22 protein-coding genes, 1 tRNA gene and 2 pseudogenes are annotated in these 25,203 nt (G+C 53.5%); 17 read left to right on the forward strand and 8 right to left on the reverse strand.

All coding sequences use genetic code 11. The annotated features are described in order from the left end of the window. Positions 1 to 73 precede the first annotated feature (73 nt). Genes TPCCA_RS01800 through bamD form a run of 3 tightly spaced genes read left to right on the forward strand, consistent with a single transcriptional unit; the run spans position 74 to position 4,769 of the window. Positions 74 to 2,899, forward strand: coding sequence for a chromosome segregation SMC family protein (locus TPCCA_RS01800; protein WP_013945028.1), 2,826 nt, complete (start codon positions 74 to 76; stop codon positions 2,897 to 2,899). After that, positions 2,899 to 3,234: a hypothetical protein gene (locus TPCCA_RS01805; protein WP_013945029.1), complete on the forward strand. Its 336-nt coding sequence runs from the start codon at positions 2,899 to 2,901 to the stop codon at positions 3,232 to 3,234. Before TPCCA_RS01800 ends, TPCCA_RS01805 begins: the two co-directional genes overlap by 1 nt. Continuing rightward, on the forward strand, positions 3,231 to 4,769 hold the full coding sequence (bamD, locus tag TPCCA_RS01810) for an outer membrane protein assembly factor BamD (RefSeq protein WP_013945030.1): 1,539 nt from the start codon (positions 3,231 to 3,233) through the stop codon (positions 4,767 to 4,769). The genes TPCCA_RS01805 and bamD overlap by 4 nt, the downstream gene beginning before the upstream one ends. A gap of 67 nt (positions 4,770 to 4,836) precedes the next feature. Here the strand turns inward: bamD and TPCCA_RS01815 are convergent, their stop codons facing one another. Next, entirely contained in the window at positions 4,837 to 5,298 is a 462-nt protein-coding gene (locus TPCCA_RS01815) for a hypothetical protein (RefSeq protein WP_041609991.1), read from the reverse strand. Here TPCCA_RS01815 and ispE point away from each other — a divergent pair. From ispE to TPCCA_RS01840, 5 genes are all read left to right on the forward strand, one after another. Further along, the gene (gene ispE / locus TPCCA_RS01820; protein ID WP_013945032.1) at positions 5,272 to 6,147 is read left to right on the forward strand and encodes a 4-(cytidine 5'-diphospho)-2-C-methyl-D-erythritol kinase; all 876 of its coding nucleotides are present in this window, start codon (positions 5,272 to 5,274) and stop codon (positions 6,145 to 6,147) included. The genes TPCCA_RS01815 and ispE overlap by 27 nt on opposite strands. A gap of 8 nt (positions 6,148 to 6,155) precedes the next feature. Beyond that, positions 6,156 to 6,228 (forward strand) — tRNA-Gln (locus TPCCA_RS01825). A gap of 40 nt (positions 6,229 to 6,268) precedes the next feature. After that, positions 6,269 to 6,859: a 50S ribosomal protein L25/general stress protein Ctc gene (locus TPCCA_RS01830; RefSeq protein WP_013945033.1), complete on the forward strand. Its 591-nt coding sequence runs from the start codon at positions 6,269 to 6,271 to the stop codon at positions 6,857 to 6,859. Positions 6,860 to 6,918: 59 nt separating this feature from the next. Next, positions 6,919 to 8,352: a tRNA lysidine(34) synthetase TilS gene (tilS, locus tag TPCCA_RS01835; RefSeq protein WP_013945034.1), complete on the forward strand. Its 1,434-nt coding sequence runs from the start codon at positions 6,919 to 6,921 to the stop codon at positions 8,350 to 8,352. After that, on the forward strand, positions 8,288 to 10,663 hold the full coding sequence (locus tag TPCCA_RS01840) for a tetratricopeptide repeat protein (RefSeq protein WP_013945035.1): 2,376 nt from the start codon (positions 8,288 to 8,290) through the stop codon (positions 10,661 to 10,663). Before tilS ends, TPCCA_RS01840 begins: the two co-directional genes overlap by 65 nt. Before the next feature lie 40 nt (positions 10,664 to 10,703). On the opposite strand, the gene TPCCA_RS05635 is transcribed toward TPCCA_RS01840, so the two are convergent. Next, a complete protein-coding gene (locus TPCCA_RS05635; RefSeq protein WP_245522211.1) occupies positions 10,704 to 10,850 on the reverse strand; it encodes a helix-turn-helix domain-containing protein in 147 nt (48 codons plus the stop codon). Between TPCCA_RS05635 and TPCCA_RS05640 the strand changes: the two genes are divergently transcribed. Continuing rightward, the gene (locus tag TPCCA_RS05640; RefSeq protein WP_245522212.1) at positions 10,822 to 11,031 is read left to right on the forward strand and encodes a hypothetical protein; all 210 of its coding nucleotides are present in this window, start codon (positions 10,822 to 10,824) and stop codon (positions 11,029 to 11,031) included. The two genes, TPCCA_RS05635 and TPCCA_RS05640, sit on opposite strands and share 29 nt — an antisense overlap. A 14-nt stretch (positions 11,032 to 11,045) precedes the next feature. On the opposite strand, the pseudogene TPCCA_RS05645 reads toward TPCCA_RS05640, so the two are convergent. From TPCCA_RS05645 to TPCCA_RS01850, 3 genes and pseudogenes are all read right to left on the reverse strand, one after another. Continuing rightward, a pseudogene (locus TPCCA_RS05645) lies at positions 11,046 to 11,093 on the reverse strand (hypothetical protein); the annotation flags it as partial. A 74-nt stretch (positions 11,094 to 11,167) separates the two neighbouring features. Then, positions 11,168 to 11,314, reverse strand: a pseudogene (locus TPCCA_RS05720) (PAS domain-containing protein); the annotation flags it as partial. Positions 11,315 to 11,346: 32 nt separating this feature from the next. Next, positions 11,347 to 12,243 carry a hypothetical protein gene (locus TPCCA_RS01850; RefSeq protein ID WP_245522184.1) on the reverse strand — a complete coding sequence of 299 codons (897 nt, stop codon included), beginning with the start codon at positions 12,241 to 12,243 and terminating at the stop codon, positions 11,347 to 11,349. A gap of 102 nt (positions 12,244 to 12,345) precedes the next feature. Between TPCCA_RS01850 and TPCCA_RS01855 the strand changes: the two genes are divergently transcribed. Then, complete coding sequence (locus TPCCA_RS01855; protein ID WP_245522185.1) at positions 12,346 to 12,825, forward strand: flagellar basal body-associated FliL family protein; 480 nt, start codon at positions 12,346 to 12,348, stop codon at positions 12,823 to 12,825. 74 nt (positions 12,826 to 12,899) lie between these two features. Here TPCCA_RS01855 and secA read toward each other — a convergent pair whose 3' ends face one another. The 3 genes from secA to TPCCA_RS01870 form a co-directional block, all read right to left on the reverse strand. Beyond that, a complete protein-coding gene (secA, locus tag TPCCA_RS01860; RefSeq protein WP_013945039.1) occupies positions 12,900 to 15,650 on the reverse strand; it encodes a preprotein translocase subunit SecA in 2,751 nt (916 codons plus the stop codon). Between the two features lie 103 nt (positions 15,651 to 15,753). Beyond that, positions 15,754 to 17,574 (reverse strand): DNA repair helicase XPB, encoded by a 1,821-nt coding sequence (locus TPCCA_RS01865; RefSeq protein ID WP_013945040.1) that lies wholly within the window; start codon positions 17,572 to 17,574, stop codon positions 15,754 to 15,756. 139 nt (positions 17,575 to 17,713) lie between these two features. Beyond that, positions 17,714 to 18,430, reverse strand: a complete 717-nt coding sequence (locus TPCCA_RS01870) for a YwaF family protein (protein WP_013945041.1) — start codon at positions 18,428 to 18,430, stop codon at positions 17,714 to 17,716. 228 nt (positions 18,431 to 18,658) lie between these two features. Here TPCCA_RS01870 and mraZ point away from each other — a divergent pair, with 228 nt between their 5' ends. The 7 genes from mraZ (at position 18,659) to ftsA (ending at position 25,195) form a co-directional block, all read left to right on the forward strand. Next, positions 18,659 to 19,108 (forward strand): division/cell wall cluster transcriptional repressor MraZ, encoded by a 450-nt coding sequence (gene mraZ / locus TPCCA_RS01875; protein WP_013945042.1) that lies wholly within the window; start codon positions 18,659 to 18,661, stop codon positions 19,106 to 19,108. Then, positions 19,105 to 20,244: a 16S rRNA (cytosine(1402)-N(4))-methyltransferase RsmH gene (gene rsmH / locus TPCCA_RS01880; protein ID WP_013945043.1), complete on the forward strand. Its 1,140-nt coding sequence runs from the start codon at positions 19,105 to 19,107 to the stop codon at positions 20,242 to 20,244. Before mraZ ends, rsmH begins: the two co-directional genes overlap by 4 nt. Positions 20,245 to 20,334: 90 nt before the next feature. Next, the gene (locus TPCCA_RS01885) at positions 20,335 to 20,631 is read left to right on the forward strand and encodes a cell division protein FtsL (RefSeq protein WP_245522186.1); all 297 of its coding nucleotides are present in this window, start codon (positions 20,335 to 20,337) and stop codon (positions 20,629 to 20,631) included. After that, on the forward strand, positions 20,615 to 21,994 hold the full coding sequence (locus tag TPCCA_RS01890) for a UDP-N-acetylmuramoyl-tripeptide--D-alanyl-D-alanine ligase (protein ID WP_013945045.1): 1,380 nt from the start codon (positions 20,615 to 20,617) through the stop codon (positions 21,992 to 21,994). The genes TPCCA_RS01885 and TPCCA_RS01890 overlap by 17 nt, the downstream gene beginning before the upstream one ends. Further along, entirely contained in the window at positions 21,991 to 23,145 is a 1,155-nt protein-coding gene (gene ftsW / locus TPCCA_RS01895) for a putative lipid II flippase FtsW (protein ID WP_013945046.1), read from the forward strand. Before TPCCA_RS01890 ends, ftsW begins: the two co-directional genes overlap by 4 nt. Then, the gene (locus TPCCA_RS01900) at positions 23,123 to 23,938 is read left to right on the forward strand and encodes a cell division protein FtsQ/DivIB (protein WP_013945047.1); all 816 of its coding nucleotides are present in this window, start codon (positions 23,123 to 23,125) and stop codon (positions 23,936 to 23,938) included. The genes ftsW and TPCCA_RS01900 overlap by 23 nt, the downstream gene beginning before the upstream one ends. A 12-nt stretch (positions 23,939 to 23,950) precedes the next feature. Further along, a complete protein-coding gene (gene ftsA, locus TPCCA_RS01905) occupies positions 23,951 to 25,195 on the forward strand; it encodes a cell division protein FtsA (RefSeq protein WP_013945048.1) in 1,245 nt (414 codons plus the stop codon). Positions 25,196 to 25,203: the final 8 nt, after the last annotated feature.

Here is a 25,203-nt window from a genome sequence, read left to right on the forward strand (position 1 = left end):
GGTTGGACAGGGTTCGGTTCGATTTTGAAGAGGTGCACACGTTGTATTGTGCGCATGAAAGAGGGAGCGGTGTGTGCTCTTCCTGAAAACGCTTGAGGTATTTGGCTTTAAGTCGTTTGCAGATCGCGTTCGCGTTGAGTTTGCAGATGGCGTCACTGCGCTGTTGGGCCCAAACGGCTGTGGCAAAAGCAATGTCGTTGACGCCATAAAGTGGGTCCTCGGAGAGCAGTCCTCTAGGGCCTTGCGTGCCGACAGAATGGAAGACGTTATATTCAACGGGACCGAGTCGCGTCGTTCGTTGAACGTTGCAGAAGCCTCTCTTACCGTTTGCGATGAAGCTGGTATCCTTTCGCTCGATGTGCCAGAGATTTTAATTAAACGCAGACTCTATCGTTCCGGGGAAAGTGAGTACTTTCTTAACGGGAATGCCGTCCGTCTAAAGGAGATCCGCGAGCTCTTTTGGGATACGGGAATAGGGAAGGTTGCGTACTCCGTTATGGAGCAGGGGAAAATAGACCAGATTCTCTCAAATAAACCGGAGGAACGTCGCTACCTTTTTGAAGAAGCAGCAGGGGTGACGCGCTTTAAAGTTCGTGGCGCGGAAGCAGCACGGAAATTGGAGAAAACGGCGGAGAATTTGCGTCATCTTGAGGTTATTCTGCAAGAAGTAGAGAAGAGCTACGAGAGTTCAAAGCTCCAAGCTGCCCAGACGCAACGTTACCGCATGCTCAAAGAGGAGATTTTTGCGCGAGATCGCGATCTTGGTCTGTTGCGTCTGCGTGGGTTTTTAGAAAACCAAGCCCGAGCGGATGGAGCACTCCAGCGCAATCGCGCGCGGCGCGACGCGTTGCAAACACAGGTGGAGGAAGCACAGCAGACGCTTTCTGCTCGCATAGGCGAGATCAATGATATGGAAAAGCGCGTTGACGCGCTCCAAAAGGAAATCTATGGCCTTGCAATTGAACAGAAAGCAAAGCAAAACGAGGCATCGCTACATCGTAAGCATCTTTCTGAACTGAAAGAGTCGATTGGTCAGATAGAAATGCGCAAGATTGGTGTAGAAAGTCGCGTGCAGGATTTGGAAGAAGAAGTAGCAGAGCAAGACGCACACGTGTATCAGTTAGGCAGTGCTCTATCCTCTGTTGAAGAGCATATTGAATCGTTTGCGCGGAGCTTGCACGTTGCAAGTGAGCACGTCTCAGAGAATGATCAAACGCTTCGCGACATACAGGGACAGATGCAAGAGATAAGTGCCGCGTGTGTTGAACTTGAGGCGTCCCTACGTGGCGTGGCAGAAGATATTGCTGCAGAGCTTGACACGCGCCTGAGTGCAGCCGGGTACTCTGCGCGCAATCGAGCAGAGGCTGAGCGTACGTTGGTAGCGGGGGTACAGCGCCTGCGAACCTTCGTGGAGGGGAGAGCACGTATTGTTTCGGACTTTCTGGTGGTAGATACCCACACTGAAGGGGAGCTGTGCCGGATGCTGACTACAGTTGTGGACGCGTTCAATGAGGCGGTAAAGATAGTGCACTGCGTTGAGGCAGACATAGCAGAATATGCGCGTGTTTCTGCCCGGTTTATCGATGAGTTTGTTGCTCCTCAGGGGATTATGACCAAGAAACGTGAATTTGAGCGACAGCTTGAACAGCACCATGCACAGCTTGAGCGGCATGCTGCGCGTCAGCGCACACTGCAGGAAGAGAACAAGCTCCTTGTTGGGAAGATAGAAGCCTGTCGCAAAACGCTTGAATCCCTGCGTGTGGATCAGGCGCGTCTGCGTGCTGAAGCTGAGGCAGGACAAAAACAGGCTGCAGGAACCAGAGGGGAGGTGGCACGTCAGCGCACACTGCAGGAAGAGCTCGAAGGGGAGTTGTTTACCGAGGGGGAGCGGGTGGCGGCGCTCGAAGAGCGCTTACTAGAGATTGAAGGGGAAATAGGACAGCTAGAACAGCGCGGTGTTTTGCTCACCAAAAGTCTTGAGAACTGCGAAGGAGAGATCCGTGTGCGGAATGCCGCAGTAACATCTGAAGAACGTGCGCTCCAGGAAGCGCGCGTGGAACTTGCACAGGTGGGGCGGCAGCTTGAGCAGGCACATCGGGAGTTGATGCAGTGCGAAACTGAGATTCGCAATTTACGTGAACATTTTCGAGAACAGCACACCCGCGATCTGAGTGAGTTTGAGGATTTAATACCGGGGATTGAAAAAACGGCAAGTGATCTGCGCCAAGAGCGTGGGGAGCTTCAGGCTCGAGTGAAGGAAATCGGGGCGGTGAACTTTATGGCGGTGGAGGAGTTTCAGGAGGTAAAGGAGCGCTACGAGTTTCTCGTTGCGCAGGTTGCGGACCTTGAAAAGGCGCGCGCAGATCTGCAGCGGGTAACCGATAAAATTAAGGCTGAATCTGCAGAACTTTTCTTGGCAACATACCGACGGATTCGTAAGAATTTTCACGAGGTATTCCGTCGTCTGTTTGGGGGAGGTCGCGCAGAGATACGTCTCTCAGATCCTGCAGCGGTACTCTCGTGTGGAATTGAAATCCTCGCGCAGCCACCGGGGAAGAAGCTCGAGCATATTGGCCTCCTTTCTGGTGGAGAAAAGGCAATGACTGCAGTAGCGTTGCTCTTTGCAACGTATATGGTGAAGCCTGCGCCGTTTTGTCTTTTGGATGAAATCGACGCAGCGTTGGATGAGCATAATGTAGCTCGTTTTGTTGGGATGCTTGATGAGTTTTCTGACGTCAGTCAGTATATCGTAATCACGCACAATCGGCGGACGGTTTTGGGTGCACGCACCATGCTTGGGGTAACAATGGAAGAGCCGGGGGTATCGAAAGTGGTTTCGATTGCACTTGAATCTGCTTCTGAGCGACCGGCTAACGGCGAGGCAAGAGGAGCCATTTGATGCGTCTGCGTGGGGTGGCAGGTGCCCTGTTGGGTGCGGTGGTGCTTGTGGCATTGGGGCTGATGGGCGTCTGGTGGGTGTTCTATCCAAAAAAAGGGGACCGTGGGACGGCTGTGGCTCGCGAGCCAGTGTTGTTGCACATAGATCCTGCACAGATGGAGGCAGCTGATGAACCGTTGACGCTTCCCCCTATCGAGCGTTCCCGTGAGCGGATGTCGGCGTGGAGTGAGCAGGAGTGCCTCCGACAGCTTGAGTATCCGACGGAAAAGGCGGTGCAGGCATTAGAGCACGCAAACGAGAAACGCATACAGCAGATGCTAGAGGCAGTACCGTGAGTGTGTGGGTGGCGCTCGCCTTGCTGGGAATGTGTGTTTCGTGTACGCACGTGCCTCCGCCTCGTGCCCTCATCGTTTCAAAGGAGCCGCCTCCAGCGTTGGATTCTGCGCCGCGCCCTACGATTGCAGAAGCAGTTCCTCTTCCGTCCCCTGTGGAGGAAGAAATCGCCGGTCGCCTCCCTCCTGCACCTGAGCGCGTTCCTGAGTCCTCACAGGAGCGGGAACAGAAACCTGAGTCTTCGAAGCCTCAGGTGGTAGAGCCGGTGTCGCTTGCCTCTCCGGTGAAGCCTCGCGAGACTGGGAGTGTACCTGATGTTCTTCCAGTACCTGAAGTGTCGTCGCCGCACGTTGCGCCGCCGGCACCCCCTGCGCCGACAGCTCCCCGGCCGCATCGTCCCTCCCCTCCGCCTGTATCGCCTTCTGCATCCAAACCAAAGCAGCGCGCTGTACCTGCTTCTCCGCCCCCTGCATCAGAGCCTCCCCGTGAGGCGGAGGTGCAGGCTGAGCCTGAGCCGGCAGAGGATTCTCCACGCGCGATGGTGCCTGAAGAACCGCCTGAGGATGAGGTGCCGCGCGTTTCGCGCGCGGTACAGCTTGCAGTGGGGCAAAAACTTGAGGTTTTGTATCCGGGCGAAGGCTGGGTGTACGTGGGCGAGCATACTGCGCAGCCTGGTTTGCGCTATCACCAGCGCAAGTTGGAGGAGTCGCATTCGCTTTTTACCTTTAGTGCTGAGCGAGAGGGTGATTTTGTCTTAGCGTTCTCCTATTTTGATGTGTTTCGGGATGATTTTGTCTCCGACGCACTTGCGGTCAAGGTGGTACCGAAGCGGGAAGGGCTCGCGCGTGTGGTGCGTGCGCCTGAGTACCGGCGTACGGTGTCGTCTCCTCCTGATACTGTCGTTTCTGAGTTATCTCCTGCGGGAACGGGTACCGAGCGCAGAGCAGAAGAGAGTGGAACTTCTGGTTCTCAGCGCGCCGCTGCCCATACTGGAGCGCCTGTCCGGCAGGATCAGACGGATACTGCTGTTGCAGAGAAAGCTCAGCACGGTACGCCCCGTCCTGATGAAAAAAAAGATCGGGAACCCACCGTAGGAGGACGTGACCCTGTGCCGTCGGATGCAGTAGCACAGGGTGTGTCGGAGCGGTACTCTCCGCGGAAGATTTCACCAGCGTCTCAACCTTCTGCTCCCTCAGCTGCGCCTATTGAGGCGCATGTCCCGGCATCTGCTCACAAAGAGGGTCAAGAAAAACGCGATCACCTAGCAGAAGCGCGCCAGTTTTGTGCACAGGGAAACGCGCGAGATGCCCTCGCTTCGCTCGGCGATTTCTTTGCGCAGTTCCCTTCTCACGAACGAATGGACGAAGCGTGGTTCCTGCGTGGACAAGCCTATGAGATCAACGGCGCACAGAGAAACGTACGCCTCGCGCTCGAAGCATACAAGACAATACTGGAACGCTTCCCCCACAGCCCATACTGGAAAAAGGCAGACGAACGCGCACGCTTTATCAAAAACTTTTTTATTAAGATTTCTTAGCAGTCTCGCATCACAGGCAACAAGAATGCGATCATGTCGCCTCGACAACCACACCCGCGCGTGCGTCCTATTCGTCAAAGTCTAGGTCATTGTCCTCATCTTCATATTCAAAATCGTCGTCCTCAAAGTCATCATCTTCGAAATCAACCTTATCGTCGTCACTGTCTTCAAAGTCATCGTCATCGTCAAAGCCATCCTCGTCTTCAAAATCATCGAAATCCCCGTCCTGGAAGTCGCTGTCTTCAAAGTCGTCCTCGTAGTCGTCCGAGCCTTGGACGTGTGGAACGCAGGAATACAGGGCGCGTGCGAGTAACTTGTTTCTCTCGTTCATATGGCTGACCTCTGCTTGTGGTATGGTGAAAGCTAGGGGTGGATCGTAGAGGGGAGCGCACACGCTGTCAACTGTGCCTAATAGGCACAGGTATTTTTTCTCTTGTGTTTTGGGTGCAGGTAGAGAGAAGGGGGAATTGACACGCTGTGTCCGCTTGTCATAGAATGGCGGGTGCAGTCGCTGAGTTTGCGCGCTCACGCAAAGGTGAACATGCATCTGTGGGTTGGTGCACGTCGGGCCGATGGTCTTCACTCGATTGAGAGTGTAATGCAGCGCATTACGCTTGCGGATTCTTTGTCTCTTTCGCGCCTGGATATCCCTGGCCGGTGTGAGGTGTGTTCGCCTTATATGGCTCTGCCTCGAGAAAACACGCTGACCCGTGCGTATGCGCGGTTTTGTCAGGTAACTGGCGTTCACGATGGTGTGCGCGTGCGCGTAGTGAAGCGTATCCCTGCAGGGTCTGGCCTTGGTGGGGGGTCTGCTGATGCTGCCGCGCTTTTGTGTGGCCTTGATACGTTGTTTGGGACGACCCTTTCTGCTCGGGTTCTACGAGAAGTGGCGTATAGTGTCGGCAGTGATGTCCCTTTTTTCCTGGCTTCCCAGGCTGCGTGCGTGCTAGGTGGTGGTGAGCAGCTCGTTCCCCTCGTTCCAAAGACTGGCTATCTGGGGCTTTTGGTCTGGCCGGGATTGCACAGCGGTTCTGCACAGGCCTATGAGGATTTGGACAGGTTGCGTGCGTGCGGCGTACATGCTGCCGACGGCGAGCAGTACTCTCTGCGTGGGGCTACCGCGCTTTCTGCGCACTATGCACAGGATTGTGCGCGGTGGCGGTTTTTTAATAGCTTAGATACCCCTGTACAGCGTCGGTACCCTGTAATCGCCCTTGCGCGTTGGGATCTGGCCCGTGCGGGTGCGTGCTTTACAGCGATGAGTGGAAGCGGGAGCGCGGTTTTTGGTCTGTATCGGGATGAGGAGGAGCTTCGGCGCGCGCATAAGCTGCTTGCAAAGCGGTGGTGTTGGTGTGTGCGTGTCCGGTTATGTAGGTAGGATAACTTTGGGACGTCGGCAAGTGGTAAGCCAACGGTTTTTGGTACCGTCATTCCGTAGGTTCGAATCCTACCGTCCCAGTTTGCGGCGTGTTCGCTTTCTGTGCATGGAGGATTGGATTGTGGATGAAAGGCGTTTGAAGGGGAAAAGGCGCGTCCAGTTGGGGAAGTATGCCGCTGTGCGTGGCAGAAAGGAAGGGCGTTTGCCTGCGGTTATGTATGACCATCGGGGCGTGTCCGTTCCCCTTGAACTTGCGCAGCAAGACTTCGATAGATTGTTTCGTGCCTTAACCAGGAGTACCGTTCTGTCTTTGGAACTGGATGGTGGCGAGGTCTTTTGCGTTTTTGTTAAGGACTATCAGCATAACATGGTCAGTGACCGTGTGGAGCATGTGGATTTCTACGCAGTTGAAGAGAGTGTTCCGTTGCGAATGCGAATCCGGCTGCAGTTGTGTGGTTCTCCTGAAGGAGTGCGCTATGGGGCTCGCTTGGAAAAGGGGCTCTCATATATCGAGGTAGAGTCTTTGCCGCGCAACTTGCCCGACCGTGTTGTGCTTGATATCAGTGGGCTCGGGGCCGGCGACGTGCGCCGTGTGCGTGATGTTCCTCTGCCCGCGTCGGTGGCGGTTCTCAGCGATCCTGATGCGGTGATTGTGGCACTCAGTTCTTCTGCTTCCGAAGCGGGTTCACCCGCTGGCGCGAGGACCGGCTAGATGGTGCGCGGTGTAACGCGCGCGGTGCGGCACACTGTGCAGCGTGCCCGTCTTTATAGGTGAGTGAGTCTAGGCAGAAGCTTCACCCGCTGCTCGTCCACGTGGCGCGTAGCTTTGGGCATTTCCTTGTGCCGAGAAAGCCTTCTTGCTTGCTCGTGGCGGTTTCAGGAGGTGCCGATTCGCTTGCGCTTCTTTATGCGGCGCACGAGCTCGCTCCTGACTTTGGGGTGTGTGCGTGCGCGGTCACGGTTGATCACAGTCTGCGCGCTCAGGAAGGTGCGCTCGATGCGCGTTTTGTGCGTGCGCTGTGTGCTCGTTTTTCTCCTCCCCTTCCGTGTTTCGTGCAGCAGATTTCTGCCGGTGCGGTGCACGCGTGTGCTAAAATTCGTGGCCGCGGTGTGCAGGATGCGGCGCGTGCACTGCGCTATAAGGTCTTTGACCACGTGGCTGCTCGCTGCGGAGCACAGGTGGTTCTAACCGCGCACACCCGTGATGATCAGTACGAAACACTGCTCATGCGCTTATTCCAGGGAGCGGCCGCGTCCGCGTTGCAAGGTATACGAGCTGCGCGTGGACGGTACGTGCGTCCGCTGCTAAAGGTGAGCCGCACGTGTGTTGAAGATTTCTTGCAGACGCGTGGTGTGCGTTGGCGCGAAGACACATCAAATACGTGCAGGAAATATGTGCGTAACCGTATCCGTCATGAACTTATCCCTGCACTTGATGCAGTGCTTGCAGGGTGGCGCTCCGGCTTAGATAAAACGTTTGCGGGGATTAGTGCAGAACACAGCTTTTGTGTTGCTGCCTTGACGCGGTGGCGTGAAGGTTGTTCGCATGCGTGGGAACCAGTACCACGTGCGTTGGGCACGCGTCTGCGGATGCCTCGGTCGGACTTTCTCGCCGCTGAATTTATATTGCGCTTCTTTCTTTTGCAGGAGGCTTGCGTTCGTTTGGGAGTTTCGCACCGGGTGCCACGCGGGGCGCTTGAACGGTGTGCGCGTTTTGATGGTGTGCGTCGGATACACGTTTCAGGGCTGCAGTTAGAGCGTGCCGGTGCATATGTGCTTTTTTCCTGCATACATGCGTCGGACATAGCACGTGAGACAAAGAAACAGGATACAGGATCACCTCCCTCCTCTGAAAAGCAAGGAGTGAGTGCAATCTACGTGGCGCGTCCTGGTGCCTACCTCTGTGCGTGCGGAACGCTTCTTGTGGAAGTACGTCCTGCCGGCGTGTTTGTCTGTTGCGCACAGGACCGCGTGGGTGTAGGTCCGTTTTCTTTTCCCTTTTATATCAGAACCCATCGCACGGGAGACACCATCTCCATCCGCGGTGGTCATAAGGGGATCCGAAAGATGTTCTCAGAGTGGCACGTACCTTTATCGGACCGCACGGTGTTACCGATGATAGAGCAGGATGGTGTGTTGCGTGCGCTCTATGGCGCAGCACTTGGTTACCAAAATCGTTACGCGGAGAGGACTCCTCATGAGTAAGGGAATGTGCCCACGTATGGGAAGACTCTGTGCAGTGAGTATCTTTTGTGCATTTTCTGGCATCCAAGATGCCTCGTGCGTGTCTGAACCTGCACCTCCACAGGATCTAGAACGTAATCATCCAGGTGTTGCGGCTCGGTATCTGCAGGAAGGGCGATGGCAGGAAGCTTTGTCCCAGGCAGAGCAAGGAGTCGCTTCTGCTCCGCAAATAGCAGACTTTTTATTTATTGCTGCACGGGCCTCTTACGCGCTGCGGCAGCCGCGCGCACGTGCGTTACAGTGGATGGCCCGTGCCGTGGCAAAGGATATGCAATGGTGTGTGTACGATATAGAAGAGGTGCGGCTTTTTTATGCTCGTCTGTGTGTGGATACGTTACAGCACGCCCGTGCACTGGAACTTCTTGCAACGGCTGAGCAGGTGTCTGCAGATGCAGATTGGTTGCGTGCCCGGGCACGTTACGGGCTCGGACAAGTTGAGCACGCGCAGGAGCTGATCGAAAAAGCGTTGGAACGTTGGGCGCTTGACGCGCGCTTTGCAAAGTTGTTTTTTGCGCAAGAGCGTTCACGACGTCCCTCGTCGCGGTCAAAAAAGATAGCAGATTCCATCCTGTCACGTCTTTCTGTATGGCAGGAGCAGGACCCATCGCTGCTTGTAGAGGCGGCTCTATTTGAACCTCGAACGAACATGGCATTTCGATATCTGCAAACGTATTTTACCTTGCGTCCGTTAGATGCTCCTGGAGAGAGTTCTGCTCAATCCTCATATGAGCAAAGCACGCGCGCAGGGGATTCTGCTCCTGAGCAGGAGCTGTACGCGCGTGCCCAGTCAATTGTGTTGGGATTGCAGTATGGAGTGCTGGATGAACAACGCGCGATGGAGATGTTCTGTACGCTGAATTCCCCTCTGGCAGTTCCTGCGGTTGACCCGACCGATGATGTTTCAAGCTTCGGTGTGCATGCGTCGTCTGTGTCTTCATCCACTCCCTTGCAGCGCGTGGTGGTTTTGTATGCGGATCTGCTGCATGAGTTCAGTCGTTTGCTTGCAAGTCGGCCGATTCGCGCACGTTTTGTGCGGTTTCTTGCGGAGTTCGAAGGTGTGCTGTATACCGATGAAAATCGGGACGGCATTGTTTCTGCGCGTGTGTTTTTTAAAGCAGGAAGGCCGCGCCGGGCACAGTTCGATACAAACCAGGATGGCATCCTCGAGTATGAAGTCTATGCGAATGACGGTGCGCCAACGTGCGTGCACACGATGCACAGTACGCAAAAGACGGAATTGTCGCGCGCTTCTGTGTTCCCCATACCCCAGAATATTGCCGCGCACGACCATGAGCGTGCTGCTGAGCGCTGGATTGCCCCGCGCGTGTCGCTTCCTGCAGATAATGGGGTGGAGGGAGAAACTCAGGCGCATGTTCCTTTGACGCAGCAAGGCTACAGAGTGTGTTACGATCGCTACCCTGAAGTACACCAGGTGGGGTGGGAGGATAAAACGTACGTATTGCGTCCTCGTGCACTTCGGTGGCAGCCGGTACGCATGCAGTCCTTAGATCTTGCGCGAGATTTAGAAGGTGTGCGGTCGCACGATTTTTTCACAATGATATTGACAAATGAGCCGCTCCCTACTGAGCAGCAGATCACAGTTTCTTCCCTTTATTACGAAAAGCCTGATTCCCTGTTTGAGCGTGCCCGCGTAAGGACGTACCTTGATGAAGGGCTGCCTTTATTTTCTGAAACTCATGTTGGATCGCGTTTTCGTGCGCGTACGCACTATGTGGATGGACGCGCAACGCGACGGGATAGCGATCGGGACGATGATGGATTTTTTGAAACGCGGGAATACTACAATGCTCAAGGGGCGGTACGTGCGTTGTCAGTTGACGTGCACAAGGATCGAAGTTTTGCCTATCAAGAAGAGTATGGAGCGAAGGGACAGAAGGTGCAAAAATGGTATGGTCGTGGACGTGTGACGATTTCGCACACAGAACTACCTACCGGTCATGCGCGTACTGAGTGGTTGCACCCGGTGACAGGTAGACACGTGACAGTAGATTTTGTGCAGGGGGTGCCTAAAAGGCTGCTAGTGGATGGGGAGGTGCACACGCTTACCAAAGACCCGCGTAACGCTGCGTTATATTGGGTGCGGCGGATCCCGCGGAACGGGGACGAAGTGGGACAAAGAATAGTTGAATCTTTCCGCGCGGCGACCTCACCGGTGGTGTCCGAGTATTTCAGGACGGGTGGGAGCGTGGTGCGCGCGGTCCGCTCCGGAGGAGTTGTCTTCGCCGAGGAGCTTGAACCAGGGAAGGAGTAGGGCCCGGCGAGCCCTCTGCTGGGGACTCAGTCCGGGGCAATCACGATTTGCCAGTTTCGATACAGCTGTAGAGTGTGTACTTTGAAATGCCGAAGTAGTGGGAGACCCTGTCTTCCGCGCGTGTAATGAGAAACGTCCCCATCTGGCTGAGAAGGTGGATGGCATCTGTTTCTTCCCTTTTACTCATGAGCGCTACAGGTTTTCCTACTCTTTCTACAGACTCTTCCGTCAGGTCGTCAAGGAACGCACTGACGCTCTTAAGGTGGATATGCGAGGCGGTCTCCGCAGTAGTGCCGGTGAGCCGGCCAAGCGCAAACTGCGTAACCTGCAAAGCAGCAATATCAAAGTTTATCGCTAGAATCGCCTGAGCCGTGCTATGTTCGTCACGAATATACAACATGCTCGACTTAAGGGAGCGGCAGTTCTCCATGCGAATGAGGTAGTTGAGCCGCCCTCGCCTGTCTCTATTCCGTAATTCTTGAAAAGCGACAGGCGGGGTCTGTCTCCAACCCTGCTACTGGTAGCGCGTCCATTTGTGATAAAATCAACCGCGCAGCTTTTACCATCGCTACTGACGCCGTACACAACCACCTCACAGTCATGCCCGAAATGAGACGCGATCCCCTGAGCAACTTGCTGCAGGATTTGCACTGTCTATCCCTTTTTTACCGCATCGACTTCGTTCATATGCCTCTCTCGGTAAGTAGTTTCTTTATGGTTTGCTTGATCTGTGCAACCCGCGCAGCATGCGGATGGGCTGCAACAGCTTTTCGCAAGCACGCGACTACGTCCTCTGTAGATACTTTTTCTGAAAGAGCATAGGTGTATGCGGTCAGGTACCACGCTTCCTGTTTTTGAGATGCACTCAGAAACGGTGACTGCGCTAAATCCTTGTAAGCATTCCCCGCTGCTACAAGGTTTTCTTGCTTGATAAATTTCTCCGCGCGCCGCCGTGCCAGGTGAAACATGTAATCCCCGTGGAGACCTGAGACATTTTCGTGATCAGCCTGGAGTGCTTCTTTTCGGAGGGCGTCGTACCGCGCAGAGCGTGGGTAACGCACCGTCTTAAGAAATGCATCGATGGCAATTGCTTTTTCAGCAGCTTCGGTCTGAGCGATACGGTCACGCGCCGCTAGCACTTTTTTTCTCGAAGCGTCCGCAGACCGTATTAGCGCCCACAGCTCCTGCTCGCTCGACAGCGTCGAATGTATGCGCTGCGCAAAGTAAGCGTCCCCTTGTGCGCTTTGGAGAACAAGGAACGGAAGGCCATCAACCTCATACTCCGAAAACAACAAGCGATTACGTTCGCGCGCCTCAGGGGAAAGGGTGTATGCGCTGTGAGGAGCCTCGACGCGAAGAAAGCGATACGATTTGGAAAGACGCGCAACCAATTCAGGGGTAAAGATGGTGACAGATGCACCCGTCTCGTTGTAAGGGACAAATAGCATCAGCGCCTCTCTCGTCTCTGTCTGAGAAACCTCCAGAACCGAGAGCGGGTCTGTGACTGCATCACTCTGACCCGTGGCACAACCGGACAGCGCAGCCGCCGCGCAAACGGAAAGCAACAGACTTGTCTTCACGAAAGAACACCCATGCCCGCCCCCAGTGTACGAGGGTACAAGGGTGCTGTCAAGCAAGTCTTTATCGCTGTGCAGTGAGTGTTGTGCGTGCTACAATGCCCCATGACTGAGGAGACTGCACAACGTGTTATCCGTGCATTGAGAACTATCGCAGCGCTCATCGTCTGTGTGTTACTTCTCGGCACCTGCGGGGCGTTCCGTGTGAGGACACACAGTGCTCCAAGGGAGACGCAGACTAGGCGTACAACCCGGGGGATTGCCCAGCGGGAATCTGCCCATGCAGTCTATGCAGAACTTGGACGCTTGCGCGCGCTGAGTGCGGATAAGCAGCCTGTGAGTGTCATCATTACCCCACTTTTGCAATATCCTGCCGCAGATCACGCCCTGTATGAGGAGCTCGTTCAGAAAAAAGAACAACTGAGACGTGCGTCTCTTGCGTGGTGTGCACAGCACACCGCGCAAGAATTGCATATGCTTGGCCCCGAGCAGCTAAAAATTGCCTTGCGCGATGCGCTCAACACACAGCTGAGTCTCGGGAGAGTTACCCGTGTCTTTCTTGAAGAATTTATCATTCTGTTCTGAGCGGCGGTCTTTACCTGGAACAGGATGGACATCTGGACGGTCCTGCCCATCAAGCAAAATAATGAGATTGCCCTTCAGCGGCCACAGCAGTGTTTGTACTTTTTGCTACTTCCACAGGGGCAGGGGGTGTTGCGCCCCACCTTTGCGCCGGCTTGAATCGGGAGAGCAGATAGCGCTCCGTGCCCTCTGCCAGGCTGCCCCAGTGCTTGAAATTCGTGTGCCGCCTGTGCAACGTGTGGTGGCCTCGGGACGCGCTGCTCTTCCATGTGAACCGTTACGCGCACAACCTGCGAGGCGATCGAAAGGCGAATGTCGTCTAACATGGTGTAAAATAGGTCGAACCCTTCAAGCTTGTATTCGGTAAGCGGGTTCTTTTGCCCATATGAACGCAAGTACACCGATTCCCGGAGGGATTCAAGAAGTTCCAAATGGTCCAGCCATTTTTTATCGATCGCCTGCACATACTGGTAGCGGATGAACGTATCCATGTTCTGCGCCCCTGCAAGCAGATACTTTGATTCAATATTCTTTTTTAAATGCGCTAGGATTTCTTGCTTCAGCGTTCCAAGACGCGTTTCGTTCCAGCCAGATGCGTCCTCACCTCCCAGTGCGTAATCGAACAGGGTGCTCAGGTTTTGTTGAAACGCCCCGAGGGAAAGCCGCCCACGCCGCTTCAATTCTTGCCGAAGTGCGGTTATTTCTCGGTTAAGATACTCCTCGATTGTGGTATACACGCGCTCTACCACATGCTCGTCTATCAAAATTTGTGCTCGCTGCGCGTATATGAAGGAGCGCTGTTCGTTGAGCACATCATCGTATTCAAGCAAGTGCTTACGGACATCAAAGTTGCGTGCTTCGACCTTCGTCTGCGCGCGCTCAATACTCTTATTCAACCAGGAATGCGTGATAGGTTCTCCTGGTTCCATACCCACACGGCTCATAAAACGCTTCAGCCGCTCCCCCCCAAAAATGCGCATAAGATCATCATCCAGAGAGAGAAAAAATTTTGAGCGGCCTGGATCCCCTTGACGCCCCGAACGCCCCCGAAGTTGGTTATCAATGCGCCTACTTTCATGCCGCTCTGTGCCAATGACGTACAAACCGCCGAGCTGCTTAACCTCTTCGTAATCTGCGCGCCACCGTGTGTATTCCGCCTCATAGCACGCTTGCATATATTCCCGCACAGTGACAGAGGAGGAACCGTGCTTCGATGCTATGGCAGCTGCGCTCTGTCGTGCACGAAATTCAGGATTACCCCCTAGCTTGATATCCGTGCCGCGCCCGGCCATGTTGGTTGCGATGGTCACCGAACCCTTCGCCCCCGCTTCGGCGATAATCAGTGCCTCGCGCGCGTGACTTTTAGCGTTGAGAACTTCGTGTTTTACACCGCGTGTTCTCAGCAGAGCAGAGAGTTTTTCGGACTTTTCTATAGAAATAGTGCCCACGAGTACCGGCTGTCCCCGTGTGTGTGCCTCCTTTATTTCATCACAAATGGCACTCCACTTTTCTTCTTCACTCAGGTATACCACGTCATGCTCATCCACCCGCGCTACAGGAAGATTCGTCGGCAAAACTACTACCTCAAGTTTATAAATTTTATTGAGCTCCAACGCCTCGGTATCCGCAGTTCCCGTCATTCCAGAAAGCTTTTTATACATTCTAAAAAAGTTCTGAAACGTGATAGTCGCCATAGTGCGATTACGTTGCGCAATGCGGATGTGTTCTTTTGCCTCAATTGCCTGATGTAATCCGTCAGAATACCGCCGACCTTCCAAGATGCGACCGGTAAACTCGTCTACGATCTGTACTTGTCCGTCTTTTACTACGTAATCAACGTCTGCGCGGTAAAGTAAGTGCGCACGGAGTGCCTGCGTAAAGTAGTGGATATACTTGAAGTTCTCTTCATCAAATAGACTCCCTTGGATAAGCCCAGCGTGCGTGAGCACATCCTGAATGTGCAGCATCCCCGGACCACTGAAGGAAACCTTGCGATTCTTTTCATCAACGATATAATCGCCGCGAACCTCCTCTCCGTCCACTTCGTTGGGGTAGTCACCTGTGGCAGGATTTCGCTCCACTTCCTGTAACTGCCCGACGAGTCTGTCAACCTCGGCGTAATGCTGGGTATCATTTTCTGCAGGCCCTGAGATAATAAGCGGTGTGCGCGCCTCGTCGATGAGAATGGAGTCAATCTCGTCAATAATGGCAAAGTAAAAATCACGCTGCGTTTTTTCTTCCGTTAAAAATTGCATGTTGTCGCGCAGATAATCAAAGCCCAGTTCATTGTTGGTACCGTAGGTAATATCGCACGCGTACGCACACCGCCGCTCCTGACTGCCCATGGAAGAGAGGATGACGCCGACGGAAACGCCTAAATAATCATATACTGGACGCATCCATCGCGCGTCGCGCTCAGCAAGATAGTCGTTGACCGTGACAATATGCACACCCCTCCCCGAAAGACTGTTCAGATACGCCGCTGCCACGCTCATGAGCGTTTTGCCTTCGCCCGTTTTCATTTCCACGATTTTGCCGTGGTGGAGGACGAGGGAACCGAGGATCTGCACGTCATAGGGACGCTCGCCTAAAACACGACGAGCTGCCTCGCGCGCAAGCGCAAATGCCTGAGGTAAAAAAGCGTCAAGCGCTTCTCCTGCAGCGGCACGCGCTTTAAACTCAGCTGTTTTTTGTTTGAACTCAGACTCCTGGAGAGGAAGTACCCAGGACTCCTGGGCGTTGACGGCATTCAAAAGAGGCAGGAGATTTTTCAGATCGCGCTCGTGCTGGGAGCCAAAGATGAGCCTGAGTGCAGTGCGTACGAGCATGGAGTACTGTAGCGGTCTTGAACCAAAAAAACAAGGGAGACCGCACGGTCACCCCCTCCTCCTCCCCCTACACACACAGGGAGGACTCTGCACGGAGTATCCTTTATTCGTGTACTTCGCTTACGCGAAGGGTTTCGTACGTGTAACCCTGCTCTACCAAAAACCGCTGGCGACGCAGTGCACAGTCTTCTTCCACCGTTTGTTCTGTAATTAACGAGTAAAAATGGGCGTCGCAGATCTTTGGCCGTAAGAGGCGTCCGAGGCGTTGCGCCTCCTCCTGACGGCTGCCAAATGTCCCGGAAACTTGAATTGCAACCGACGCGTCAGGAAGATCAAGCGCACAATTTGCCACCTTTGATACAACGAGCACCTGGAGTGTGCCCTCGCGAAAACGCTGATAGATGGCTTCACGCGCCGCATAAGTTTGTCTTCCGCTCACCAGTGGCACCTGCAGTACGTGTGCGAGATGTAATAACTGCTGCACGTATTGCCCAATAATCAGTGTAGGCGCACCTGCATGTGCGCGCAATAGACGCTGTACCACCGCTACTTTTGCTTCGTTCTCGCTGGCAAGGCGATGTCGCAGGCGCACAGGAGCTGTCATGTACTGGTACTGGAGTGACTGGTCCATCGTTACCCGAACTTCTACGCACCGCACCCGTGCGATCCAGCCGCGTGCTTCTAAATCCTTCCACGGCACGTCATACCGCTTCGGTCCTACGAGGCTGAACACATCCTGCGCACAGCCATCTTCTCGCACGAGCGTTGCAGTTAATCCCAAGCGTCGTACCACCTGAAGTTCTGCGGTGATACGGAAAAGCGGTGCAGGGAGCAAGTGCACCTCATCGTAAATAATCAAACCCCAACTGCGTTCCATAAAGAGACGGAAATGGGAAAAGGGAGCGTCTGCATGCGCACGCCAGGTGAGTATCTGGTAAGTTGCGATAGTCACTGGTCTGATTTCCTTGCATTCTCCTGAATAGATACCGATGGATGTCCCGTCCAGGTCGGTTTTTTCACACAATTCACGTTTCCATTGCTGTGCAGCTGCGCTATTAGGAGTCAGAATCAGGGTATCCGTTTGCAACAGACCCATAACGAGTAAACCGACAACCGTTTTTCCCGCGCCACACGGCAAAACTACCACACCAAATCCGCTCCCTTGTGTGCGATTCCCGACGAAGGCATCGGCTGCTTCCCACTGGTAGTCACGTGGCACAAACGAGGGTGTCCCTGGCGTGTGACAACACGGATACGCAGTAGAAGGAGGAAGACACGAAGCCGGAGAGATGCGTAGGCGCAAGGATAGGGGAGTTCCTTCGCGGAGAGGCACTTCATCATGCACCGGCCATCCGTGGCGCAAGAGTAATTGTTTAACGGTGCCTCGGTGGAGACGTGGCAATAGAAAGTCACAACTGCATCCAGTCTGTGCACCCTGCACCTGAGGTGTCGTATCCGGCTGGGCAGTGCGCACAGTGTCCGGTGTGGGCAGCGGACCGTCCTGCAGGCAAGCGGTTGTGGGGGAAAGGTGCGATGCAAGACTTTTTGAGGCGGCAATTTCTCTTGCGATGTGTGCGTCGCGTACCTGAAGGCGCAGTAGGGTGCTGTGCGTCGCATCTTCGCGAAGGCGAATTTTGCCATAGCGGCTCATGATATCCACTACCCAGTCGAGTACTGTTTGCGGGGGAGTGAAGCGTGAGAAACGCGTCAGTGTTTGTGCAATCATCTGGGGGCTGAATCCTGCGCTCGCGGCGTTCCACAGAGAAAGAGGAGTGAGTCGGTAGCTGTGTAGATGCTCTGGAGATTTTTCCAGTTCTGCAAAGGAAACGAGCGCCTTGCGTGCTGCTACCGCCTCAGGAGCGTGCACATCAAGTAAAATGGAGCGGTCTGCTTGGATGATAAGCGGTTTTGGTACAGAAGTCACAGCGCACCATTATACGTTCGCGTTGACCGCGGAGTAAGGCCGTGTGACGCAAGCGCGCTGCAACTCCACCACGATGTCCCAACGGGCACGCGTGCCCTCTACCTTGTCAGAAGGGTCCGATGGAACGCACAGCGAGCAGCTAAATGACGAAGAGCTGGTTTCTTCCGTGTTGTCTTGGCCGGAAGGGTAGGTAGAGTACCAGCATTAACAGGCACAGTGCACTGACAAACAGCAGCTGATACACAAAAAAAGGACGGATTACCCGAAGGATCTCAAGCTGGTATCTGCTAATGAAAAGGTAATTGGCGCCGAGTCTCCGATTCCAAAAGAGTGCGTTTGTTGCAAGCAGAAGAAAGCCAAGCACTGCGCATTGCAGGCCACGCTTGCTAATGCGCTCGCGCAAGTGGAGCAGGCTGAACACGACCATCGCAGGCTCAAGGCAATGGGTGAGCATGAATAAGTATGCGTACAAGATGGTGTGCACCCGAGTGAAATCCGGATAGATTACCGCAACGAAAGAGCCAAGATGCCAAAAGTACAGCAGATTGAAAAAGATAGGTCGGCGGGTGATGAAATACAGCGATCCTGAAATGAGCGCTGCGGTGCACAGGTGAAAGGGAAGCTCGTTACGCCACGAACGCCCGTCTAAGAGCGTACTACACAGCATGAGACCCAGACGCAAAAAAAGGATTGCAACCCCCGCGCGCGCTAGGTTCTTGTGCGCAAGCAGCCGCGGCAGCGCAAACGGAAGCAGCACGAACAAGGCACTGAGAAGAACGGCGACCGACGCAATTGCAAAGTGCAACGCACCAAACCGCACAAAAAGACCCGCATCCGCCAGCTCTGCACCCAGCATACGTCCACCCCCCCCGACGAGGGAAAGAACATTGTCACCCATACCGTTGCCGGTTGTCCAGTAAATTTTTGCGATAGGGTGGGGACTGCGGGGAAAGAAGGAGCACAGTGTCAGGGAGGGGATGTATGTGAGCTGGTCCGGCACAGGTTGACAATGCAGGCGGATGTGCTAGAATCCGGGGGAGTTTGTGGGAGGATTTAGGAAAAATATAGGGGAAGGTAGGAAATCGTGGAGGATAGCGCCTTTACTGGAGCGTACTCGTACAATCTCGATGAAAAGGGGCGTCTCATGCTTCCTGCGCGCTTGCGTGTTGCGCTGAGTGATACCCGCTTGGTGCTCACTTGCGCGATTGAGTCCTGCCTGTGGGTGTTTCCCCGTGCGCAGTGGGACCGCTTTTCTTCCCAGATTAGTGCGCGTGCTTCGCTGTTCCACGCGCCGTCTCGTGCAGTGCTGCGTCGCCTTATTGCTCCTGCCCAGGAAGTTGAGCTTGATCGCGCATGGCGCCTCTTTATTCCCCCTTCCTTGCGCGAGTATGCCGCCTTGGAAAAGGATTGTCTTATTCTGGGGCTCAGTCACTGCCTTGAGATTTGGGACCGCGCGCGCTACCGCGCCTATCTTGCAGAAAGTGAGGCGGACTTCCGTGCAGGAACCGAAACACTGCAGGACCTTTGTCTGTGAGTCTTTCCGGGCATACGCACACAAAAGAGGAGGTGCAGGCTGAGGTGGAGGCAGGAGAGGTTCAGTGCCCAGCGCTTTGCCATCAGCCGGTACTCGTGCAGGAATGCCTGACGTTGTTGGAACCTGCAATTGTGGGTATCTCGCAAGGTGCAGACAGCACGAGAGATGGGGCGGGGGCGTTTTTTATTGACGGGACACTGGGGGATGGGGGACACACACAGGCGTTTTTGCACGCGTACCCTGCGCTCCGTGCGCTCGGTGTTGAAATAGATCCGTCAATGCTCGCACGGGCGCGAGCACGCTTGACGCCGTTTGGCAAGCGGCTTCGCTATGTCCTGGGGTGGTCTGATGTCTTTTTTGCCTCTGCATATGCATCAGCTCCTGCTTCTCTTGCAACGGGAAGGACTGCAGCTGGCGCCGCAGGTGTGCCGGGTGCGTATCCGGCGCCGCAGGCAGTATTGTTAGACCTTGGTATTTCTTTTTTCCATTACAGGGGGGCGATGCGGGGCTTTTCCTTCGCAGAAGAACATATGTTGGACATGCGTCTGGATCCTCAAGACTCCCAGACCGCCGCAGACCTCCTGAATCGGCTGCCGCAGGCACGTTTGGCACAATTGTTTTTTGAAGGGGGAGAGGAACGTTACGCGCGTCGGATTGCGCAGGCGGTGTGCGCGCAGCGTCGGCAGGCGCCCTTTTGCTCTGCGCGCGCATTTGCAGAAGTCGTTGCGCGCGTGGTGCCGCCGATGCGGACGGCGCGGTTTGGGAAGCGGCGCGGTGTTCTTGGGGTTTTGCCGAAGCTCCATCCGGCAACCAAGGCGTTTCAAGCGTTGCGCATTGCGGTGAACAGGGAGCTTGAGCGTTTGCCACGCCTTCTTACGGCAGCGTTTACGGCGCTTGCGCCTGGTGGTCGACTTGCGGTTATTAGTTTTCACTCGCGTGAGGATAGGATTGTTAAGGTACATTTCCGGCACTGGGCGAAACGCTGCAGCTGTCCGGCTCGTGTGCCGATATGCAGCTGCGGCGGTGTGGCGCGTGCATCGCTGATTACCAAGAAGCCGCTTGTACCTTCGTGTGTGGAGCGTGCTGCGAATGCCGCTTCGCGGAGTGCTACGTTACGCGTCATTGAGAAACGGTAGGAGACTGGACTGATGCGTGAGAAAGGGGCGATGAGAGAAAAGCAGCGAAGGGGAATACCTCGCCGGCAAAGAGGGATGACGGTGCAAAAGGTGAGCGCGTTGTTCTTTACGGTGAGTATCCCCGTGTTGCTGTGTGCGGGGGTGTGGCAGGCTTCGCGCTATCAGGCGGTTGAGCGTGTGGTGCGTGAGTACGACGCAGAGCAACACCGTGTTATCGCAGAAAATAAGCGTAAGATTTCTGGGATCGCGATCCTGTCTAAGCCGGATCGTATTGAAAAGCTCGCGGTAGAGAAACTGCACTTACACCGGGCGTCGCACGCCGAAATTGTGCGCATTAAGCTGCGTCCTGCGCACAAGGACTCCTCCCCTCATGCTTCTGAGTTTTGATGAGGTATGTGCGGCAGTGCAAGGGGCTCGCGTGTGCGATGCACGAGGGGCGCGCGGTTTTGACGGGGTTTCCTTTGACAGTCGTGCGGTTGTGCCGCGTGATTTGTTTATTCCGCTCCGTGGTGTGCACGTAGATGGACATACGTTTATTGAAGAAGCGCTGCAGAAAGGCGCAGTTGCAACGCTTATAGATCAAAGGTACCCCCATGCTGGGGAATATGTTGCTTGGTGCACTCGCTTTGGAGCTGCCTGTATTGCGGTGCACGACACGCTCAGAGCGCTGCAAGATCTTGCCTCCTTTTACTGCAAAAAGTTTCCTGCGCTTATTAGGATTGGCATTACCGGATCAAGCGGAAAGACAACCGTAAAAGAAATGGCTCGCGCGGTGTTCAGTGAACGGTATCGGGTGGTTGCGACGCCAGGAAATTTAAATTCAGAGATAGGTTTACCGCAGTCGCTGTTTTTTGTGCGTGCAGAACATGAGGTAGGAATCTTTGAGCTGGGGATGAATCGTCGGGGGGAGATGCGTACGCTCGCTCAGATACTTGTTCCTCATTACGCGATCATTACCAACGTAGGTTGTGCGCACGTAGGTATTCTGGGCACGCAGCAGGCAATCGCGGAAGAGAAAAAAGAGATTTTTTCTCAATTTACTGAACACAGCGTGGGTTTTGTCCCCGACGATGCATACCGTGTATTCCTGTCTAATATCCCGTACGGTAGGGTTGTAGTTTACGATCAGGGGGGGCGTGGTCTAGCAACTGAGGTGATAGATGAGGGTTTACGTGGTTCTCGCGTGTTATATCAAGGACGATGGATTCGCGTGCCACTACCTGGGGTGCATAACGCAAAGAATGCGCTTGCAGTGATTGCGCTTGCCGCACAGGTAGGACTTCCTGCTGAGGAAATACAGCGGGGGATGGAGCGGGTAAAACCGCCCTTTGGCCGCTCTCATGTGGTGTGTGCGTCGCTGACCTTTTTGCTCGATTGTTACAATGCGAATCCTGATTCAATGGCTGCGGCGCTTCATTTGTGTGCGCGTATTTCTGCAGTATCAAAAGTATATGTGCTCGGTGACATGGGAGAGCTAGGAGTTACCGCTGCCGAAGCTCACTATCGGGTGTGTGTTTTGGCAGCCGCTTCTGACGCGCGTGCAGTGTATGTGTTTGGTCCCGAATTTTGTCGTGCGGTAAGAAAAGTTTCCTGGGGGAGGAAGCGCGTGTACGCCTTTGCACTAGAGGAACTGTCTGCGCTGCAAGAAACGTTAGACGCGCAATTACGGCGGGGTGATTTTGTTCTGGTGAAAGGTTCACGCAGTGTTGCGCTCGAGCGGCTCGAACCTCTTTTGAGGAAAGAGCGATGAGACCGATGATTTCCATCGAGAAAAATGTACATCAAGAGCGTTACAGTTTTGTATTCATACTGCTTGTCGCCCTTATGGTAGGAGTAGGTTTTGTAACGCTTTATTCAGGGTCGGTGCATTATGCGCAGCGCTTTTTTCGTTATCCTGGTTATTTTTTAGTAAGACAGGGAGTGAGTATAGGCATCGGTCTTGTGTGTTTATTGTTTTTTACCTTTGTTCGTTTAGCTTCTTTAAGAAAAGCATTGTCTCCTTTGATTCTCGTTGCATTTGCGCTCTGTGTGTGCACGTTTTTTCCTGGTATTGGTTCAACGCGCAATGGAGCGACGCGTTGGATTAAGGTGTTTGATATTAATTTTCAGCCATCTGAATTTGTGAAGCTGGTACTCATTGTTTTTCTTGCAAACTTTTTTGATAAGCACCGGGAGCATTTCGATACACCTATACGATCAATTTTTCCTCCCTTTGTTGTGAGCGCGATTTTTGTGTCAGTAGTTTTTTTTCAAAACGATTTTTCTACCGCTATGTTTTTGCTTTTTATCACAGTGGTTATGTTCTTCATTGCAGGTGCGCCTCTGTGGTGGTTTTTAAGAGGCATAGTGGTTCTTGCGCCGATAGCAGTGCTTATGATCGTCACGTCCACCAATCGTTTGCGTCGAGTGCTTTCATTTTTGTATCCAGATAGAGACCCGCTTGGCGCAGGATACCAAGTAAACGCGGCGCTCGAGGCACTGATGGATGGAGGGTTGTGGGGGCGTGGTATTGGAAATGGGGTGAGGAAAATTGCGAGCGTGCCCGAAGTATATTCGGATTTTATTTTTGTCGTTATTGGAGAAGAGATGGGATTCATTGGTGTGTGTTTATATTTAATGTTGTTGTTTGCGTTTACCCTCACTGGCATTTCTATCGCACTCAGATGTGCTAATCGCTTTAATACTTTTTTGGCTTTCGGCGCGTCGGCGGCAATTGTTTTACAGTCAATTTTGAATGTTGCAGTGGTGGTACGTCTAGTTCCAGCCACTGGTATTCCTCTTCCCTTTTTTTCTTCAGGAGGTTCATCTATTGTGGTAACGCTTTCTTTATGTGGATTGATCATCAATGTTTCAGGGGATGAGAAGATAAGGAGGGAGCGTGAAGAAACAGTTTTTGTGTAGAAATACTGAAGCGTGCAAGTACCCTCTGGTAGGGTATATGTCTATGCGGGTGAGAGTTGCAGTACTGAAGGTGGTAATTGTTATATTGCTGCTCGTGTTGTGTGTGGAGTTTGTATTTTATCTTTTTGTTGTTCCGGCAACTTCTTTTGCAAAGGTAGAATTTTCAGGAAATATGACGATGTCTCCGGAATATTTGATGAAGGCTGCAGGGCTCACTGGTAAAGAGAAATGGATGAGTTTGAACGGTTTTACAATTTCGGAACGACTGGCATCTGTTCCGTTACTTGCTCAGGTAGAGGTGTTAAAGAAATTTCCAGATACGGTACATGTTCATGTGGTAGAGCGTGTTGCTATTGCACTTGGTTTTGTGCACGTTCAAGGCCGTGCGATGCCGGTGCAGATTGACAAGACAGGAACAGTTTTTAGTGTTGGGACGGCACCTCTTGATACAGTATTGCCGGTAGTAAGTGGTCTTGAATTTCGTAATCCGCGCGTGGGGCTGCGCGTGCACGATCAGCTTGTTCCTCTTTTTGTGCAGTTAGATAATTTGAGCAAGCGGAACCCTCTTTTGCTCGGTGAAATTTCTGAGATAAGCATTGAACAAAAAAGACACGGGGGATATGATTTGGCGCTTTACCTGGTGCGTGCACCTATCAGAGTGCGCATGGACAAAAACCTTAGCGAAGAAAAGTTGCGGTATGTCATATTGCTCGTTGATGCGCTGCGGGAGTGGCAAACGCAGAGGCGCATTAAGGAGCTTGACGTGAGAGGTGGGACGGCGGTGTATCGCTAGAAGAGGAAAGTTATGGGTGAGGTTATTGTCGGCTTAGATATCGGTACCGAATCGATCAGGGCGGTAGTGGCCGAGCGGTTGGAAGGTGGTGCGTTACAGGTTGTAGGTGTAGGCGTCGGTCATTCAAAGGGTTTGAGGCGGGGTGTAGTAGTCAATATTGAGAATACGGTTGTGGGTATCCACCACGCGGTTGAAGCTGCGGAGATGATGTCCGGTATCGAAATTGCGCACTGCGTTGTGGGGCTTGGAGGTACCCACATCGAGGGTAGAAATTTAAAAGGTGTTGTGGCGGTTGCAGATAAGGGGAAGGGGCACCGCGAAGTTGATCAAAGCGATATTGATCGGGTGCTTGAAGTTGCCTGTGCAGTTTCTCTTCCTCCCGATCGTAAAATTCTTCATGTTATTCCCAAAGTTTATTCGGTGGATGATCAGCACGGCATCACCGATCCGCGCAATATCATTGGGGTTCGCCTGGAAGGCGAGGTGCATATGATAACCGGTTCTGCAACGTGTATGCGCAGTGTAATCGATTGCGTGAAACGGGCGAACTTGCACATCGATTTTTTAATGCATAACGGGCTCGCTGCTGTTCGTTCTGTGTTAAACGATGACGAGCGAAATGTAGGGTGTGTGCTCATTAATATTGGTGGGGGAACTACGGATGTTATTGCAATGTACAAGGGTTCCCCGGTGCTTATCACTTCGATTCCTGTTGGGGGCAGTCAGGTAACTTCTGATCTTGCAAAGGTAAAAAACCTCCCGCTTGAAACTGCAGAGCGCATTAAAATTAAAGATGGATGTTGCTGGATCCCCCTGCTTGAGGGAGAAGGGAGTGTTCTCATCTCCAGCCAGGGAAATCGGATTCCTGTAGAAATTTCTAAACGAGAAATCGCCGAAATAATTGAAGCGCGCATGTGTGAGGTTTTTACGATAGTGCGCGATCGTCTTTCGACGGTGGAGACGCAAAGCGGTCGTGGTATCATTGAAAATATTATTCTCTGCGGCGGTGGCGCGCAGCTTACCGGTGCGGTAGAGCTTGCGTCAGCAATTTTTGATACACCGCGCGTGCATCTTGGAATACCAGGTACTTTGGGAGGATTGGCAGGGGAATATCGCAGTCCTGAGTTTGCAGTGGTGTTAGGACTGATTTTAGAATATACCTATAAGCAGGGACAGCGCGCTTATCAGGGCCGTGCTGAGATGGAGCGTGCGGGAGTGTTTACTAAAGTGAAGGATATCTGGAGGAACTTGTTTTAAACCGCGCA

Origin of the sequence: Treponema paraluiscuniculi Cuniculi A (assembly GCF_000217655.1) — a bacterium.
GTDB classification, from domain to species: domain Bacteria; phylum Spirochaetota; class Spirochaetia; order Treponematales; family Treponemataceae; genus Treponema; species Treponema pallidum.

What these genes read in the sequence shown, in the direction of transcription:
- TPCCA_RS01805 (WP_013945029.1), top strand. Translation starts at nt 2,899, where the DNA reads ATGCGTCTGCGTGGGGTGGCAGGTGCCCTGTTGGGTGCGGTGGTGCTT.
- TPCCA_RS05640 (WP_245522212.1), top strand. Translation starts at nt 10,822, where the DNA reads ATGGCATCTGTTTCTTCCCTTTTACTCATGAGCGCTACAGGTTTTCCT.
- TPCCA_RS05635 (WP_245522211.1), bottom strand. Translation starts at nt 10,850, where the DNA reads ATGAGTAAAAGGGAAGAAACAGATGCCATCCACCTTCTCAGCCAGATG.
- TPCCA_RS01855 (WP_245522185.1), top strand. Translation starts at nt 12,346, where the DNA reads ATGACTGAGGAGACTGCACAACGTGTTATCCGTGCATTGAGAACTATC.
- secA (WP_013945039.1), bottom strand. Translation starts at nt 15,650, where the DNA reads ATGCTCGTACGCACTGCACTCAGGCTCATCTTTGGCTCCCAGCACGAG.
- TPCCA_RS01870 (WP_013945041.1), bottom strand. Translation starts at nt 18,430, where the DNA reads ATGCTGGGTGCAGAGCTGGCGGATGCGGGTCTTTTTGTGCGGTTTGGT.
- TPCCA_RS01890 (WP_013945045.1), top strand. Translation starts at nt 20,615, where the DNA reads ATGCTTCTGAGTTTTGATGAGGTATGTGCGGCAGTGCAAGGGGCTCGC.
- ftsW (WP_013945046.1), top strand. Translation starts at nt 21,991, where the DNA reads ATGAGACCGATGATTTCCATCGAGAAAAATGTACATCAAGAGCGTTAC.
- ftsA (WP_013945048.1), top strand. Translation starts at nt 23,951, where the DNA reads ATGGGTGAGGTTATTGTCGGCTTAGATATCGGTACCGAATCGATCAGG.